The following is a 17,364-nucleotide window of genomic DNA, read 5'->3' on the forward strand; positions in this document are numbered from 1 at the left end:
CCAAAGTTAAATAAACAGTGATCCATTGTAGATAATATAACCCTAGCCATCAATCACCATGAAGCCCTTGCGCTCATCGAGAGAAAAGCACAGGCATTCTCAGCTACCGCAACGATTAGGCGACCTCTGCCTGTTGGATATAAGGTAAAACGACCGACATACTATGAGACACGGCAGACTCTTTTTCGCCAACCGGAGCGACATAATGGATCGCCGATTCAGCAGCGTCTTTACCGGCTAATTTAGCAATGACCCATGCTGCCAGATATTGAGATGCCATGCATCCGCCTGCCGTGGCGATGTTGCCTTTTGCAAAAAATGGCTGATTCAAGACCTCAACCCCTGTATCAATCACCCACGGCTTGGTCGTCAGGTCGGTACAAGCAGGCAAGCCATTCAAAATCCCCAAGGCTGAGAGCAGTAATGTGCCCGAGCACTGCGCACCAATAACTTGATTCGCAGGATCTAGATTTATCCTATCCAATATCGCCCTATCCTTGGCAATATCCCGAGTGTAGATACCACTGCCGACCAGAACGACATCCGCACTATTTGCAAACTCTAAAGGTTGCTGCGCTTGAATTTTGACCCCGTTCATTGAGGTTACAGAGTCAGATGGACAGGTAATTTGGACATTCCATCCGGCACTTTTCATTCGATTCAAAATACCCGCCGCGATGAATGAATCCAGCTCGTTAAAGCCCTCGAAAGTCAGAATTGCAATATCCATAATGTGTTCCAATTGATTGTTTTCTGTTGCCGAACTGCAGGCTATATTAGCTCAATAGCCATCTTGACCACGCGTGTCACTACGAGTTTACCGTTGCCGTTGCAACTCGATAACTAAACCATAATAGAACAGCCCCTATGGCTGACTGTAATATTGCATGGCTCTTGTGTGACTTAAATAAAGCCGCCGATTTCCCAACAAAAACCACCATTGAAGAGAACCACACTAAAGCAAACAAGGCATGGATAGTCACCAGCAGGTAAGATGATAAGGCTACATTTTCTTGGATGGTAATGAACTGAGGAAAAGCCGCCAAATAGAATATTGACACTTTAGGGTTTAGTAAATTTGTTAATAAGCCCTCAGCAAAGCTTGAATGTAGCTTTGCGCTTTTAGTGCTGTTTTTATAATTTGCAGCGCTTGATGCTGGCTTAGGTGGGTGTAAGGCAGAAATAAACGCTTTTATCCCTAAGTAAGCTAAATACAAAGCACCTACTATTTTCACTGCCAGAAATAACTTTGCCGACGACACTAAAATAGCCGATAGGCCGAAAATGGATAAGGTGCCATGAAGGTAGAATGCCGTAAAAATACCAGCGACATTCACATAACCATGCTTTTTACCCAGCAAAGGAACCGTTTTTAAAATTAAGGCTCCATTTGGACCTGGCGACATAACCATGAGAGAAATGATTAATAAGAAACTCAATGCGGTGTAAAAGTCCATTCACCCACTCCTCGTTATGCTTGTACTTCGACACGGTCACCGTGACTTGGTGGCGTCGATGTTACGACAAAATGCAAATCGGTTTGGCCACGATTACTTAACTGATGAGGCGTGTTACTTGGCACGTGCAAACCTTGATGTTCTCTGAGCTCAAACACTTCGCCATTCACTTCCAGCGTGGCGCAACCGGAAAGCACAAAGAAAAACTGTTCTGACTTTGTATGTAGATGGCGAACCTCACTGCACCCCAGAGGCACTCGTTCTTGGATTACACTCAGCCCCTCGGACTTTACCAGATGCCAGCCATCACACTGCTCGCCCCATTGATAATGTTCCGCATTTTCCTTGGATACTATTGCCAATTTGTCTCCTAGAGCGATGTGTTTGTTAGCCACCTGCCGACTCATGAACCTGTGGCGTAAAGCCGTTCTGAAACATCCGCACGATTGATTGCGGCGTAAGTATCGTTACCAACTCATCCTGATGTGGCAAGGAATAATCCTCGACGTAACCACTCGGCGACCATTTAAGTAGCCGTCCTTGCCAGTAAAGACATGCAATACCATCTCGTTCGATAAAAGCACCACTGGGCAAGCTCTTGAACTCACCTGAGTACGTAACCTTCTTTCCACCTCGTACCGCTCGCTCAGAATGCAACTGCTTATCGATTGTAGAAACCGGTACTTTGATATCCGATGGATCAGAGTTTGCCTTAATCCACTGATCTTTAAACTCGACGTAACGCGCCCTTCGGCACTCTGCACAAGGTCGATGCCCAGCGGATAACGCAGTAGCTTCATCGAGAAAGAATAGCTCTGAGTAACTACCAGAGCTAAAGATCGTTCTTTTTCGATCCTTATACGCCAACTCGCACGTAACCCATGATTTATGCCGCCAAGGGGCCACTATCTCTTTCAAGTCATTGTGGAGGATGCCACGATTTCCGAGCCAAGCTCCTTTGGCATTCACCGCATTCAGCTGCCCCCACGGATCGACTCGGTTCTGTAATGGCATGGTTATATTCTCCGTTCCCAGTTAAATCTAAATGACACAGTGCAACTTAGCCGCATCTTTTCTTGAGTACCTTGTGATATGACTGCTTACTCACCAGTACTTCACTTCATTTTCACCACGGTAAAGACATGACTACCCAGAGTCATCTTTCCTTCGGACGGACAAATTATCACTGAGGGAGAATACTCATAGAGATATAGATATTGATAACTCGACTCTTTCCATATCGTTCCATCCCCTAAGAGAATCAGCTCACCACCATTCCCATTAAAAGGTGATGGCTCCTGTATGTACGACTTATAACAAGCAGAAACTTGTTTGTGCGTTTTCGCTTGAGGTACCGTAGTTGGGGCTTTTAGCACCGCAGAAGCATTGCTAAGTATTTTTTCAATCGACCACTTAATTGAGTCTCTATCATCAAAATGAATAGTTACCCACATTGGCGAAACCTCAGCCAAAAAAGTTCTCCCTTCAAACAGTAAAGGTGAAAAACTAAGATTCCATTTTTCTAATAGAAGCTGATCACCTTTTTCAGTAACAACAACTATATGATCATCATCTATCTCTTTATCAACATAGATTTTTTGTATATCGGCATGTGCCGAAACACTACAAAAAACCAATATCATTACTCGAAGGATACTAATAAAATATTTGCGCATAATTCATCCTAATATCTTGCTAAGTGACGCGCGTTACCACATCCAAAAAACAAGCTTATATTCTTCACCATCAAAGTAAAGAGACACTTTTAACAAAGAGTGCTGCACCAATCGTTGATCCCTAAAAATTTCACGCAAGGGCGTCATTAGCATCACTTCTGGCATTGATTTCAGAGCTGTATTTAGCCCATCAAATAACGATCCAAAATCTCATGAGCCCGCCGCTCTTCACCCACATTGATTTCAATATAGAGCACATTCGCATTTTCCACCGCCGCACGCTTAACCGCATCTCGCTCATCGGAGGTATTATTTTTATGACCTGATCCCTGATATTCCACCACCGCAACTGGCATCAAATTACTATCCGTAATACAAAAATCAACCCGCTTAGAGTTCACAAATCGGTAGTCTTCTGTTCTAGTACTCAGGATTTCACCAAGGCTGACCTGAGCAAAAATCTGAAAGTTATTCTGACTACAGTAGTCTTCCAAACGCCAATACAGCGACTCCTCAGATTTATTTAGCAAGCGCTGCTTTTTGAAATTACCGCGCCGGACAATCTCAAGTTCCTGTCGATATCGCTCAGGTGTTGGCGCGGGGATCGGTGCAATCGTAGTCGACGATGCTTGCGTGCCACCCTGATTGGAAGGGCTACAGCCCGATACAAAAAACACTAAAAATAGCAGCGGGAGAAGTTTATATTTCATAGTGATAGCCATAAATATAGAGAGGTGTAAGCGCATAAAAAGCGCGCTATAGAGTACAGGATGGACTCAGCGAGTACTGACGTTTTGCCCAAAAATCGCGCCAAAAAGGATGTGGAAAGCGATCAGCGAACCAATCAACTGGAGGGCCGGAATCGAAGTAGTCCAGAGCAGATACATAGCAATCACATGGCAAACAATGAGCACGTACCACAGAAAGCTACCAATCATAGCCGGCAGCCCACCGTAGGTAGCTTTGAAGTTGGTGATTCCAAAGCCCCACGCTAATAGCGTCCACATAATCCCCCAGCCGAAGATCATGGTGACAAATACGTTGATAGCTATTTCAGAAATGCTCATTTAAAACGGGACTTCTCTATAGGTTAATAAATACAGCTACTACCATGAAGCAGTTCTCTTACTGCTGCTTAGCACCTTGCTTAAGACCTTGAGTTATCCTTCTTGCTCGCTCAAGCTCAAGCCAAACACTGGGAGTCCGATGTTTCTCATCTATTTCTTTCGCAAAGCCTTCAAAAGACAGCTTTCTTTTTAAGAAGATAGAACATACTTTTTCTATAACGGAGTATGGCATCCCCGCAGGAAGGACTAGGGGGCCGTGTCGTTCATTACTGGGCAGCATTCTATCAATCAATTCAATCAAGGCATCCTGTTTCAGCTTTTCATCATAGTTAGTAGCTATTAAATAGCATGAACCAAAAAGCAGGACGGGAATTAACAAGCCAACCATCACCTCTAAAGTTGAAACTGGTTGGTCACTTGGCAAAACCTGAGCTATCAACTGTAATGAAAAACCTGATATAAGTAGAAAGAGACCAATCCGCGTTCGGAAAATCTCCTTACAGCGCTCAACTATTCGGGTCGCAGAGCTTGCGTAATAATCACTGACCATATCGGATGCTCTATACCTATCAGGCTTTATTCCCCCCTTATCAACCAACTCTTTTGTTGTCTCAAAAAAGACACCTTTAGCTAGAAGCACCGCCCCGATAATATCAAGACCTAACCCCATTAGAGTGATCATTTTAACTAATGTCATCAATTTACCGTCACTTGTAGTTTGAGTGAAGCCTATCAAGCACACCTAAACCCAGTGACGATAGGCAATACTCCGCTAATGTTACACTAAGAGAGCTGAAAAACTTTTAGCTATACTAACTTTTTGAATCTTAGATTACTTACAACCAAAGCACTTAACTCCCCATACGTCGTCCATCAGAAAAAAAACGCAGATCAAGTATCACCTCAATCTGCCCCTAATCTTAAAGCCCTCCCAAACATCAGAAGTCTTTCACCAACTAAACCTTAAGCCACGCCATTCACCCGCAGCGCCTCAAAGTAATCCTGCCAGCTTTGATGCGCCCGACCAGCTGCTGCCAAAAAGTCACTCGGGTTATTCGACTTGCCATTGCGAATGCCCTCATAGATACCAGCGATCACCTCACCCATAAAATCACCCAGTTCAGCCTGACGATCTTCACGATACGCCTCCACCGACATCGAGGTATAAGTCAGCGAGGTACCAAACGCGCCGTTAAGGTATTCAGCCAGTTGGTATTGGGTCAGCGCTTCGCCATTTAAGTTATAGGTTTGGCCGTTGTGCTTTGCTTCCGTCAGCATCCGCGCATAGGCGTAAGCCAGCTCTGGACGCGTGGTGTAGCCACATTTTCCATCGCCTGCGCAATTGGTGATGCCACCGGCTTTTTTGTAGGATTCGATGTATTCCACATCGGGCTCGATATAAATCCCGTTGCGGCCGATCACCCAATCCAACCCGCTATTGCGAACGTCGTCTTCGGTCTGGCGATTGCTTTGGATAATGGGAGAAAAAGCAGTACCCTCTTCAGCACCCTGCACGCTGGTATACACGATCTTTTTTACGCCGCTATTGCGTGCCGCTTCAATCACATTGCGATGTTGTCCGATGCGCTTATCCGGCGCATCCATGCCAGAGACGAGTAATAAGGTATCGATCGATTGCAGTGATTGCTCCAACGCGCCTTTGTCGTTGTAGTCACCAGGGCGCACTTCGATGCCGAGATGTGCGGCATTTTCCGGTGTTCTTGCCAAGCCGATCACATTCTCTTTGGGTAGTATGGCCAAGGTGGCTTTAACGATTGCTTCGCCTAATTGTCCGCTCGCGGCGGTGATTGCTATGTTCACGTGTATTCTCTCGTTACCTTTAAAGGTGGTATCTCTGGATTAGTTTACTGAGCGTTTAAAGCTGCGGCTAATGTTTCAGCCAGTGGCGTTGTGGGTCGTCCGATCAGTGCGCTCAAGTCACCACTGTTATCGGCCAGACTGCCTTCTGCAGCATTCGCTTCGGAGTCTGCCAGCATCGCCGCAAGGCCTTCTGGCAGTCCAACACCGACCAACATATCATTAAACTCAGTTTGGCTCATTGGGGCGTAGTTAATAGTTTTGCCCGTTTGCTTGGCAATTTCCGCCGCATACTGTGCCAGTGTAAAGCCTTCATCACCTGCCAGCTCGTACACACGTCCAATCTCTGGCTGTGCAGCGGTTAGCACCACGGCAGCGGCTTCGGCATAGTCTTTACGCGCTGCGGTGTTCATTACACCATCTTTTGCAGCACCTGCAACGGCACCGGCGTGCAATACACCACCAACACTTTCGACGTAGTTTTCGGTGTACCAGCCATTACGCAAAATCACCGCTGGCAGCTCGGTCGCCTTGATCGCCGCTTCAGTCACCTTGTGCTCATCGGCCAACATCATCTTACTGGTATCGGCGTGTAGCAGGCTGGTGTAAACAAACAATTCAAGCTTAGCCGCTTTGGCTGCATCGATCACAGCTTGATGCTGCTGTGCGCGCTTGCCCACTTCACTGCCTGAAATCAGCAGCAATTTGCTCACGCCTTCCAGTGCAGTAGTGAAGGTTTCTGGCTTATCGTAGTCCGCTTGGCGAACCTGTAAGCCTAATGCTTTCAAATCGTCAGCGGCTTGTGGATTACGCACTAGCGCGACAAGGTTTGAAGCCTCTGTTTTGCTCAATAAGCTCTCGATAACGAGACGGCCCAGTTTACCGGTAGCACCTGTGATAGCGATCATATTCTGTTTTCCTATAAGTGAGTGTGGAAAGTGAGACGAGTATGGAGCAAACTAAGCGAACCGATAAGCACCCTAATTTGGAATAGATTGGTCTGATTATGAGTACAATGGATTTTGCTAACCTACGCCTGCTGGCGGTATTTGCCACCGTCGTTGATTTGGGCAGCTTTGCCGCCGCTGCGCGCAAGCTCAACACCAGCCGCTCCCGTGTGAGTGAGCAAGTCGCAACGCTGGAAACGGTATTAGATGTGCGCCTGCTACAGCGTTCAACCCGCAAGCTCACAGTCACCTCCGAAGGTCGGAATGTGTATGAGCAAGCGCAACAACTGCCGGATATTCTGCAAAAGGTGGAGTCCATTACGCACCCGGAAATCCCCAGCGGCCGCGTCGCCATTACCATGAATCACGACACGGCCCATAAGCGTATTCTCCCGATATTGGCGAGCTTCCAAGCACAATACCCTGAGGTGCATTTAGACCTTATTTTAAGTGATGACAAGCTGGACTTTATTGATGACCAGATCGATTTAGGCATTCGGGTCGGCGCAACTATGGATGACTCGATGATTGCCCGACCGCTGCATGAGGAGCGACTTGCCCTATTCGCCAGCCCAAGCTATCTGGAGCAAGTCGGCATGCCGAAAACGATTGAAGCGCTGGAAAACTGCCGTTGGGTAACGCTGATTCAAACCAGCTTCGATGATGTGCTGCGCATGCGTGAAAACGATGTGCCGCTGGAGATTCGCCCAAAGGGTTTTTACCGCTGCAATGCACCACTAATGATGCAGCAAATGGTGGTAAATGGCTTGGGGATTGGAGCGCTGTTTCCGTCGATGGTGCAGCAGGAGGTAAATGCTGGGCAGCTGGTAAATGTGATGCCATCAATTGCGAGTGACACACTGGTACTGGCTTTGGTTTATCCATCGCGCCGGCAGATGCCCCAGCGCACGCGGGTGGTGATTGATTATTTGTTGTCGGCAGATATGTTTTCCGGCAAAGCATAATGCCTGCACCCCAATCTGTCCTTAGCTCCGTCACTGTCCCATTTAGTGCAATAATGCTACCTTGTCGGGCTAAGGCTTTAAATCAAAAAACCAAATAAGCAACAAATGGAATAAACACATGCAGCTAACAGTAAATGGAATCCCCTATGACGTGGATGTTGAAGATGATATGCCACTGCTATGGGTGCTCAGGGATGAAATCGGTTTAACCGGCACTAAATACGGCTGCGGCATTGCCCAGTGTGGCGCGTGTACCGTCCACATTAATGGCCTTGCGGTACGCTCCTGCCAAATGCCTGCGAGCTTAGTCAATGGCGAAGTCACCACCATCGAAGGCTTGGGCACGCCGGATGCCTTGCATGTCGTGCAGCAAGCGTGGATCGAACATCAGGTGGCGCAGTGCGGTTACTGCCAGTCTGGCCAAATTATGGCGGCAGCTGATTTACTCAAGCGCAATCCAGAGCCAACCGATGAAGTGATCGACTCGGTGATGTCGGCCAACTTGTGCCGCTGCGGTACCTACCCTCGCATTCGTGCGGCGGTTAAAAGCGCTGGCAAAGCGCTGAAGGGAAGCTGAGCATGGGTAAGTTAAGAACGATTACCCGCCGCACGTTTTTGATTAGCTCGCTGGCAATCGCTGGCGGAGTGGCGTTCGGCACCTATGCGGTCAAGCGTGACCCAAACAATCCATTAACTGATGACCTTAAGCCCGATGAGGCGACCTTTAATCCTTGGGTGAAAATTGGCCCCGAGGGCATTACCCTCATCGCGCCGCATACCGATCTCGGCCAAGGCGCGCGCCATATGCAAGCGCTGCTACTCGCCGAAGAGTTGGACGTAGATTTAGACCAATTTACTACCAGCCCCGGCGTACCGAGCGAAGCCTATTGGAACCATGCACTCGCAAATGATGCCGTGCCGTTTATGACTTCGGACCACAGCTTTGCGGCGGATACCACGCGCACCGTGGCGACCTCCCTGATTAAAGTATTGGGCTTACAAGTCACGGGTGGCTCCAGTTCAACGCCCGATAGCTATGTGAAGTTACGCGCTGCTGGCGCTTCGGCTCGCGAAACTTTAAAGCAAGCCGCCGCCAATAAAACCGGTATTCCGCTAAGCCAGTTAACCACCCGCTCAGCCGCCGTGCATTTGCCCGATGGCAGCTCAATTCCTTATACCGAGCTAGCCGCTTTAGCTGCGAAAATCCAACCGGTTAAAGTCGAGAAGTTACGCGACCCTAGCAAGTGGAAATTAATCGGCAAGCCCAGCCAACGCCTCGACATTATCCCCAAATCCACCGGCACACTGGAGTATGGCATTGACCTGAAAATGGACAATATGCGCTATGCCACGGTGAAGACTAATCCCCGCTTAGGCGGCGAGATGAAGTCGATGGATGACTCAGCAGCCAAAGCCATGCGCGGCGTTGAGAAAATCATCCCAATTACTGGCGGCGCTGCGGTGATTGCCGACAACTCTTGGCGCGCGATTAAAGCGGCGAACGCGATTAAATTTGAATGGGGCGAAGCACCTTACCCTGCGGAAATGGATGCGCACTGGAAAGAAGTCAGCGACTCATTCACGCCCGAGCGCTTAGATAAAGAATGGCGGCACGATGGCGATGTAGAAAACGGCCTGCATACCGGCAGCACGATTGAAGCCGAATACCGCGCGCCCTATGTTGCCCATCAGCCATTGGAGCCATTAAGCGCCACGATCTTAATGACGGATGAGCGCATTGATGTCTGGGTATCGCACCAGATCCCACGCATTGCCGTGACTCAGGTGGCGAAAATTACTGGCTACGCTGAAGATAAAATTCACCTGCATAACCAATATGGCGGCGGTAGCTTTGGCCACCGTTTAGAGTTTGAACATGTGAAGCAAGCGGCTGAAATTGCTAAAGCCATGCCGGGCGTTCCGATCAAGCTAACCTATAGCCGCGAGGAAGATTTTGCTCACGACTTTGCTCGCCAGATTACCATGAGCCGAGGCACTGGCAGCGTAGCCGGTGGCAAGGTTGAAACGGCCGATTTGAGCATTGCCAGCGTGTCAGCTTCAGCGTCGCAGTCAGGCCGTATGGGGATGCCATTACCGGGGCCCGATGCACAGATCCCAGCCGGTGCTTGGAATATGCCCTACGCGATTGAGAACTTACGCGTGCGTGCCTATCGCGTGCCAGAGCTGGCACCAACAAGCTCATGGCGTTCGGTTGGAGCCTCTTCCGCAGGCTTTTTTGCAGAGTCGTTTATTGATGAACTAATTCATGCAGCAGGTGCTGATCCACTGGCTGAGCGTCTGCGCTTGATTAATAACCCTGTCGCCAAAACTGTACTAGAAACCGCTGGCAGAATCTCCAACTGGGGCACCGATATGGGGCCAAACCAAGGCCGTGGTATTGCACTGGTTCAGTCGTTTGGTACTTACGTCGCAGAGGTCGTGGAAGTCACTAACACCGATCGCGGCATTCGCATTGATAAGGTGTATATCGTTGCCGATGTCGGCAAAGTGATCGACCCGATTGCCTTTGAAAACCAGGTTCAGGGCGGTGTGGTTTGGGGCTTAGGCCATGCCATGAATTGCGAAATCACCTTCGCCGATGGCATGGTGCAGCAGAGCAATTACCACCAGCATGAAGCGATGCGCATGCATCAGTGTCCGGAGATCATTGTGCATGCGTTGGAGAATGCTGAGGAAGTTCGGGGAATTGGTGAGCCACCCGTGCCACCGGCTGCGCCCGCGCTGGCCAATGCGATCTTCGCGGCAACCGGACAACGCATCCGCGAAATGCCATTTAACAAACACATTGATTTTGTATAGGAGTGGCGACGATGAAAAGTTTAAAGCCTGAAACTGGCAAGCCTGCATTATGGGCTGGAGTAATCGCCGCTGCGGTTTTGAGTGTGGCTGGCGTGACTAGCTTAGCGATTGCGGCAGGAGAGACTGCAGAGCAAGGCAACACCTCAGCTGGGGATGCTAACCACGTAGCAATCAATCCACCCGAAGATGGCAGCATCACGCCAGAAAAAGGACTGGAAGCTTGGGGACGCGTGTACCAAGTCACCTCGCACCCACGCTGCGCCAACTGCCATGTGGGTGAAGATAATGTCCCAATGTGGTCTGGCCCAAGCTATGGAAAAACACAGCCGCATGGCATGAACATCAATGCGGGTAATAGCCGCATGGGTGCTGAAGCCGTGTTGTGTATGACTTGCCATGTCACCAGCAAAGACACCAATACCGAGCCAAACCATGCACCGCGATATGGTATTCCCTGGTCATTAGCGCCAGTGAAGTTTCAGTGGTTTGGTAAAACATCCAAAGAGATTTGTGAGCAGTTAAAAGACCCGGAGCGCAATGGTGGTCGTGCGGGTTATATGGAAATCGCAGAACACTTGCAGCACGATGCCAGCAGAAATGGGCCAGTGTTTTGGGGATGGCATCCCGGTGGCAATCGCGAACCAGCACCCTTTACCATTCAAGATCATGTGAATGATATTTTGGCATGGGGCGTAGCGGGTATGCCTTGCCCTACTGAGTAATCGTAAACCGATAGCGGCTGATGGTTTAAAACCTATCAGTCGCTATTTTTAACACTCAAGCACGAACATCCTGCAAAATCATCTCAGCGCCCTTCTCCGCCACCATCATCACCGGCGCATTGATATTGCCCGAAGTAATATTCGGAAAAACAGACGCATCCACCACTCGCAAACCACTTACGCCATGCACGCGCAATCGGCTATCCACCACCGACGTTTGCTCATCCGTGCCCATCGCGCAGCTTCCGCACAGGTGGTAAATCGAGCCACCGTTATCGCGAAAATATTGCAGCATTTCTTCATCGCTACTCACGGCATCACCGGGAATCACTTCCTCCTCGGTTACCGATTGCAAAGCCGGTGCGCTCATAATATGACGCACCAAACGACTACCCTGAATCACCTCATCAATGTCTTTCTGTGTTGAGAGGTAATTCGGCATAATCAATGCCGCTTGTTCCGGCTTGGCCGAAGCTATTTTGATCGCGCCACGGCTGGTTGGCCGGCAAGTATTAAACGCCAGCAAAAAGCCAGAATACGGTTCGGGAGTCAGCTTTGCTTTTGGATCTTTTGGGATTTGATACGACATGGGGTTAAAGTAGAGCTGGATATTAGGCTCCACCTCATCCGCCGTTCCCTTAAAGAAACCACCAGCCTGATTCACACTTAACGACAATGGCCCGCCGCGCGTTAACAGGTATTGCAAGCCTGCTTTCGCTTGCCCCCAGAGCGAACGAAAATCATCATTCAGCGTTTTCATATTGGCGCGGTAGTAATAACTCACACACAAATGATCCTGCAGATTTTCACCCACCGCTGGCAAATGCTTACGCACCGGAATCTGGTGCGTTCTCAATAGTGCTTCATCACCAATACCCGAGAGCTGTAATAGCTTGGGAGAGTCCACTGCACCCGCTGCCACAATCACTTCATAACGTGCCAAATACGTTTCACTGCGTCCATCAATCTGCACCTGAATGCCGGTCGCACGGCCATTGTCATCCAGCGTGATTTTCTCCGCCATTACGCTATGCTTAAAGTGCAGATTCTCACGGCGCAATGCAGGCTTTAAGTAAGCCGTATTACTGGAAGCGCGCTGACCATTTTCGATATTCGTCTCGTAAATGCCTGCGCCTTCAAAAGCCTCGCCATTAAAATCCTGAGTAACCGGATAGCCCAACTGCTTGGCCCCTTCCAGATAATATTGGCAAATCGGGTGCGCCTTATCCAGCATCGGCGTAATACCAATCAAACCCTCACTGGAGTGATATTTAGTATTCCCTAGCGGGTGTTTTTCCAGCTTTTTAAAATACGGCAATACCGCCTCTGCCGACCAGCTTTGATCCCCTGCCGCCGTTGCCCAATCATCAAAGTCAGAGGCTTGGCCACGCACATAAATCATCGCATTAATCGAGCCGGAGCCACCCTGCACTTTTCCGCGTGGCGCATACAATTTACGCCCCGCCATGCCCTGCTCTTCCTCGCTGTAGTACATGTAATTGTACTTCGGGTTGTAGTAGGTTTTGGAGAAGCCCACCGGCAGCTTGATCCACGGTGAAGTGTCTTTACCGCCTGCTTCCAGTAGCAATACGCTGTACTGGCCCGACTGGCTGAGTCGGTGAGCGAGTATGCACCCCGCCGACCCGGCCCCAACGATAATAAAATCGTATTCCATGCTCATTAGCGCTCCGGACTGTCTTTCCAATGGATTGAGGATTGCACCGTGTAGTCATAAGGCTTTGCGGCCATGCTCAAGTGCAATGCTTTGCCGGTGTACGGTGAATTCGCCCGTACCACGTCCATATTCAGCTCAACACCCAAGCCTGGCTTATCCGATGGAATAATGTAGCCATCTTTCCACTCGATTTTCTCCTGCAACACTTCCGCATGGAAGCCATCCCAGGTACCAATGCTTTCCTGAATCAGGAAGTTTGGCGTCGCGGCGGCAAGCTGCATACTGGCCGCGGCACCCACTGGGCCGTTATACAAATGCGGTGCGATTTGCGCGTAGTACACCTCGGCAATGCTAGCAATTTTCTTAGCTTCCAAAATGCCGCCAACGCGTCCCAGATTCATCTGCAAAATAGAGGCACCGCCATGCTTTAACAAATCATGGAATTCATATTTCGTGGTCAAGCGCTCACCGCTGGCTACCGGAATGGTGGTGTGATCGGCCACGCGCGCCATGGCTTCACTTTGACCCGGTGGCACCGGCTCTTCAAACCACATCGGGTCGAACTCTTCCAAGCGACGCGCCAAGCGAATCGCGGAAGCAGGCACCATTTGGCCATGCGTACCAAACAACAAATCACAGCTATTACCCACAGCTTCGCGAATGCGGCGGCAGAAGGTGGCACTTTTATCCATGTCCTCCAGCGACAGCATGTGACCGGAGTACGCCGTGTAAGGGCCAGCCGGATCAAACTTCAGCGCAGTAAAGCCCTTTTCTTTGTTTTCCAATGCGCACTCAACGGCAAGCTCAACATTGTCGTAGTCATAATCGCCGTGCTTGTTTTTCGGGTAAAGGTAGGTGTATGAGCGCAGGCGATCATTCACTTTGCCGCCGATTAATTCATATACGGGCTTGCCCGCCGCCTTACCGATAATATCCCAGCAGGCCATTTCCAAACCGCTGACAATTCCCATCATGGTTAAGTCGGGGCGCTGGGTAAATCCGCTGGAAAAGGCTTCACGATAGAAGCGCTCAACGTGGTGCGGGTCATTGCCTTGCAGGCAGCGCTCAAACACATCGTCAATGGCATGCGTCATCACTTTCGGGTGGAAAGTTGCGGCGTAAATTTCGCCAATCCCTTCGATACCACAGGCGGTTCTTAGCTGGACAAATATCCAGTACATACCACCCACATGGGGCGGTGGTGTTGCAACAATAAACGTTTCACAAGATACAATTTTCATTAGACTGCCTGCTTTTTAGCGATCATAGATTTTAGTTTCAGAGCGGCGACTGCACCGATCAACCCCATAATGGCAATATAACCAAAATAGAGATGATATACAGTGAGGCCCTCATAACGTGCGGCAATAAAGCCATTAATTTGGGGTAGAAAGATGTCTGGCGTGTAAGCAATCAACGAGACCACACCAATGGCCAAACCAGTCACATGCAGTGGAATATCGCAGCCATCTAAAATCGCCCAATACAAACCACGGATGGCATAGGTCAACACACCAATCAGCAGTACCACCGCTAGCAGGAAGTAAATCGTCTGCAACTGCGGAATCACCATCAACAACACTAATCCCAGCGACGCGCCTAACAAGCAAATCGCCAATATATTTTCTTTACCGTAGCGGTCGCCTAAGAAGCCACCACCAATCCCGCCAATGGGTCGCATCCAAAGCTTAGCCACAGTGATAAAGCCTGCGGTGACGGCTGTAATTTCATTACCTTCCTGCATAAATGCGGAGAATGAATAGGTTGCCCAGAACAGCTGGTATCCGCAGAAGATCACCAATGCGACCATCCACAACTCAGGGATCTTGGCGAGGAACTTCAGGTTTGCCAGTAAATTGCCTTTGCTCGCCGTCTTCGTTTCCGCAGTGACCTCTTCTGGCGAGCTCCGCAAGAATAAGAACACCAATACACCAATCGCAATACAGGTATAGGAATACATGTAAATCACTTGCTGCAACGCAACCGTATTGCTTTGGCCTTTGGTTTCCAGTGCGTAGGCAAAAATACCGATCGCAATGGTCGCCAAGATGGCTTCAACCAAGCCACGGCCACCATCCAAAATCCCGAAGAACTTGCCCTGCTCACTTTTCTGAGCCAGCATTTTTACGCCTTTTAGCATGGACGCCCAAAAGGTTAAACCCGCCGCAATACCCCAAGCCATAAAGATATACACCAGCAATTCTTTTGATGGAATTGAGGCAAACCATAAACCCAATGCACCGGTACCAATCATCGACACCGTGACCAATAAGCGTGGCGATAAACGATCGGCCAACCAGCCACTTGGCACATAACATAAGAAATACATCACCCCCAGCATCGAGTAATAGTTACCTAAATCACTGCTGGTAATCTGAAACGCTTCAAGGATCGGCGTTTCAAAGTTTTGGCGCAAATAAAGCAATGGGTAAATTGCCCCAGCGGCCAATAGCAAAAGGAAAAACTGAAAATAACGTTTCAGATCAAACGTGCGTGCAGTCGGAACTGCCTGACCAATAGCGGTAGCCATGTTGTACTCCTCCAAGAGCGTGCTGCGTATATTGAACATTGACGATACGCGCGTCGGGGTTAAGGGCCTCACGATTAAGGCCCCACTTAACTTAACTGTTAGTAATTCAGAACCACCAAACGGGTCTGTGTGAATTCCAGCATGCCGTGCTTGCCGTCATCGCCGCCGAGGCCTGAGCGCTTCCAACCCGCGTGATAGCCTTGGTATGGATCAGCAGGGGTACGGTTGATATAAATCTCACCCGCTTCGATATTATTCGCGACCTTCATGGCCGTGCGATAGTTTTCGGTATAGATCACCGAAGCCAAACCAAACTGATGGTCATTCGCCAGCGCCAGCGCCTCATCCACATCGCTATATTTCAATACAGGCAGTACCGGGCCGAAGATTTCTTCCTGCACAATTTCCATATCCTGACGGCAATTGGTCAGCAATGTTGGCGGGTAGAAATGGCCTTTACCTTCGGGGATGTAACCACCCACTTCCAGCTTGGCACCGTCATCAATCGCACGCTCAACCATCTGGTGAATGTTTAAACGCGCGTTTTCATTAATCAGTGGCCCCATGTGTTTCGGGTTGTGGCTGCGGTCACCAAACTTGCACTGGATTAAATGGCCACGCAGCAAGGCAACAAAACGCTCATACACACTCTCGTGCACATACACCCGCTCGATCGCCGTGCACAGCTGTCCGCAGTTAGTGGTTTTTGAACCGGCAATTTCACGGGCGGCTTTTTCAAGATCGGCATCGGCCTCAACAATGGCAGGCGACTTACCACCCAGCTCCAATGAGGATTTGGCGATATTCACCTGTGAATATTCCAGTACTTTACGGCCAGCGCCCACGCTACCAGTCAGTGTGATCATACCGACTTTAGGATGCGTGCAAACGCGCTCAGCCGTTGCGTGATCCATAGTCAGGATATTCACCACGCCATCTGGCATTCCGGAATCCAATACCGCTTTAGCAATCTCAAAGGCAGAACATGGCGTGTTATTGCTCGGGCGCACTACCACCGTATTACCCGTGATTAGCGCCGGTGCGATTTTGCGCAGCAAGGTATAAACCGGATAGTTAAACGGAATCAAACATGCCACAACGCCAATCGGCTCGCGCTGTAATAACAGGTTTTCAGACGGCGTATCGCTCGGGATAATTTCACCCTCAATGCGTCGCGCCCATTCGGCATGGTAGCGGGTAATGTCAGCGGCATAGGTCGCTTCATTGGTCGCATCTTCCAGACTCTTGCCGGACTCTTCTGCCAGCGCCGCACCGATCAATTCTTTGCGCGCCATTAAGGCATCGGCCAACTTATGCATATACGCAGCCCGCTCAATGCTGGTCAGCTTGCGCCAGCCCTTTTGTGCATCGGCCGCGAGCTTGACCGCTTCGCTGGCCTCATCAGTGGTTGCCATGGTGATCTGCCCAACCAACGCTTCCGTTGCAGGGTTATAAACGGACAGTAGCGTGCCCTTTTCAGAGCTCACAAATTGGTTGTTAATAAAGTTTGTATAGGTACGCATTTCTGGCTCCCTCCTAGTTAAGAACTGCATCCTAAGAGATAGCAAAAACGACTGTCAATTAAATTCCATATATAGATTTATTTTTCCATATATGGAATTTAATTGACAACGTTATCCTAGATCATTATCTTCATTTTCCGGTGACTTAACGTATTATGAGCCGC

Annotated in this window: 18 protein-coding genes; 4 read left to right on the forward strand and 14 right to left on the reverse strand. The window is 49.4% G+C overall.

Annotation, left to right across the window (positions count from 1 at the left end; all coding sequences use genetic code 11):
- Positions 1-115: 115 nt before the first annotated feature.
- The 10 genes from LEUMU_RS0115290 to LEUMU_RS0115335 form a co-directional block, all read right to left on the reverse strand.
- Positions 116-730, reverse strand: a complete 615-nt coding sequence (locus tag LEUMU_RS0115290; RefSeq protein ID WP_022953165.1) for a DJ-1/PfpI family protein — start codon at positions 728-730, stop codon at positions 116-118.
- Between the two features lie 79 nt (positions 731-809).
- Complete coding sequence (locus LEUMU_RS0115295; protein WP_022953166.1) at positions 810-1,457, reverse strand: LysE family translocator; 648 nt, start codon at positions 1,455-1,457, stop codon at positions 810-812.
- A 14-nt stretch (positions 1,458-1,471) separates the two neighbouring features.
- Positions 1,472-1,819 carry a cupin domain-containing protein gene (locus tag LEUMU_RS0115300; RefSeq protein ID WP_026744817.1) on the reverse strand — a complete coding sequence of 116 codons (348 nt, stop codon included), beginning with the start codon at positions 1,817-1,819 and terminating at the stop codon, positions 1,472-1,474.
- Positions 1,820-1,844: 25 nt separating this feature from the next.
- Positions 1,845-2,471: a hypothetical protein gene (locus tag LEUMU_RS0115305; RefSeq protein WP_022953168.1), complete on the reverse strand. Its 627-nt coding sequence runs from the start codon at positions 2,469-2,471 to the stop codon at positions 1,845-1,847.
- A 101-nt stretch (positions 2,472-2,572) separates the two neighbouring features.
- The gene (locus LEUMU_RS0115310; protein WP_022953169.1) at positions 2,573-3,133 is read right to left on the reverse strand and encodes a hypothetical protein; all 561 of its coding nucleotides are present in this window, start codon (positions 3,131-3,133) and stop codon (positions 2,573-2,575) included.
- 182 nt (positions 3,134-3,315) lie between these two features.
- Positions 3,316-3,843: a DUF2726 domain-containing protein gene (locus LEUMU_RS26330; RefSeq protein ID WP_022953171.1), complete on the reverse strand. Its 528-nt coding sequence runs from the start codon at positions 3,841-3,843 to the stop codon at positions 3,316-3,318.
- Positions 3,844-3,909: 66 nt separating this feature from the next.
- Positions 3,910-4,200, reverse strand: a complete 291-nt coding sequence (locus tag LEUMU_RS28805) for a hypothetical protein (RefSeq protein WP_157474358.1) — start codon at positions 4,198-4,200, stop codon at positions 3,910-3,912.
- A gap of 58 nt (positions 4,201-4,258) precedes the next feature.
- Positions 4,259-4,897 carry a hypothetical protein gene (locus LEUMU_RS0115325; RefSeq protein WP_022953173.1) on the reverse strand — a complete coding sequence of 213 codons (639 nt, stop codon included), beginning with the start codon at positions 4,895-4,897 and terminating at the stop codon, positions 4,259-4,261.
- 266 nt (positions 4,898-5,163) lie between these two features.
- On the reverse strand, positions 5,164-6,021 hold the full coding sequence (locus LEUMU_RS0115330; RefSeq protein ID WP_022953174.1) for an SDR family oxidoreductase: 858 nt from the start codon (positions 6,019-6,021) through the stop codon (positions 5,164-5,166).
- 44 nt (positions 6,022-6,065) lie between these two features.
- A complete protein-coding gene (locus LEUMU_RS0115335; protein WP_022953175.1) occupies positions 6,066-6,926 on the reverse strand; it encodes an SDR family oxidoreductase in 861 nt (286 codons plus the stop codon).
- A 98-nt stretch (positions 6,927-7,024) separates the two neighbouring features.
- Between LEUMU_RS0115335 and LEUMU_RS0115340 the strand changes: the two genes are divergently transcribed.
- From LEUMU_RS0115340 to LEUMU_RS0115355, 4 genes are all read left to right on the forward strand, one after another.
- Entirely contained in the window at positions 7,025-7,930 is a 906-nt protein-coding gene (locus LEUMU_RS0115340; protein WP_026744819.1) for a LysR family transcriptional regulator, read from the forward strand.
- A gap of 118 nt (positions 7,931-8,048) precedes the next feature.
- The gene (locus tag LEUMU_RS0115345; RefSeq protein ID WP_022953177.1) at positions 8,049-8,507 is read left to right on the forward strand and encodes a (2Fe-2S)-binding protein; all 459 of its coding nucleotides are present in this window, start codon (positions 8,049-8,051) and stop codon (positions 8,505-8,507) included.
- A 2-nt stretch (positions 8,508-8,509) separates the two neighbouring features.
- Entirely contained in the window at positions 8,510-10,750 is a 2,241-nt protein-coding gene (locus tag LEUMU_RS0115350) for a xanthine dehydrogenase family protein molybdopterin-binding subunit (RefSeq protein ID WP_022953178.1), read from the forward strand.
- Between the two features lie 11 nt (positions 10,751-10,761).
- Entirely contained in the window at positions 10,762-11,472 is a 711-nt protein-coding gene (locus LEUMU_RS0115355; RefSeq protein WP_022953179.1) for a hypothetical protein, read from the forward strand.
- Positions 11,473-11,527: 55 nt separating this feature from the next.
- On the opposite strand, the gene LEUMU_RS0115360 is transcribed toward LEUMU_RS0115355, so the two are convergent.
- From LEUMU_RS0115360 to aldA, 4 genes are all read right to left on the reverse strand, one after another.
- The gene (locus LEUMU_RS0115360; RefSeq protein ID WP_022953180.1) at positions 11,528-13,153 is read right to left on the reverse strand and encodes a GMC family oxidoreductase; all 1,626 of its coding nucleotides are present in this window, start codon (positions 13,151-13,153) and stop codon (positions 11,528-11,530) included.
- The gene (locus LEUMU_RS0115365) at positions 13,153-14,388 is read right to left on the reverse strand and encodes a mandelate racemase/muconate lactonizing enzyme family protein (protein ID WP_022953181.1); all 1,236 of its coding nucleotides are present in this window, start codon (positions 14,386-14,388) and stop codon (positions 13,153-13,155) included. Before LEUMU_RS0115365 ends, LEUMU_RS0115360 begins: the two co-directional genes overlap by 1 nt.
- Positions 14,388-15,677, reverse strand: coding sequence for an MFS transporter (locus LEUMU_RS0115370; RefSeq protein ID WP_022953182.1), 1,290 nt, complete (start codon positions 15,675-15,677; stop codon positions 14,388-14,390). Before LEUMU_RS0115370 ends, LEUMU_RS0115365 begins: the two co-directional genes overlap by 1 nt.
- Before the next feature lie 98 nt (positions 15,678-15,775).
- Positions 15,776-17,200, reverse strand: a complete 1,425-nt coding sequence (aldA, locus tag LEUMU_RS0115375; RefSeq protein ID WP_022953183.1) for an aldehyde dehydrogenase — start codon at positions 17,198-17,200, stop codon at positions 15,776-15,778.
- Positions 17,201-17,364: the final 164 nt, after the last annotated feature.

Source organism: Leucothrix mucor DSM 2157 (genome assembly GCF_000419525.1).
GTDB classification, from domain to species: Bacteria; Pseudomonadota; Gammaproteobacteria; order Thiotrichales; family Thiotrichaceae; genus Leucothrix; species Leucothrix mucor.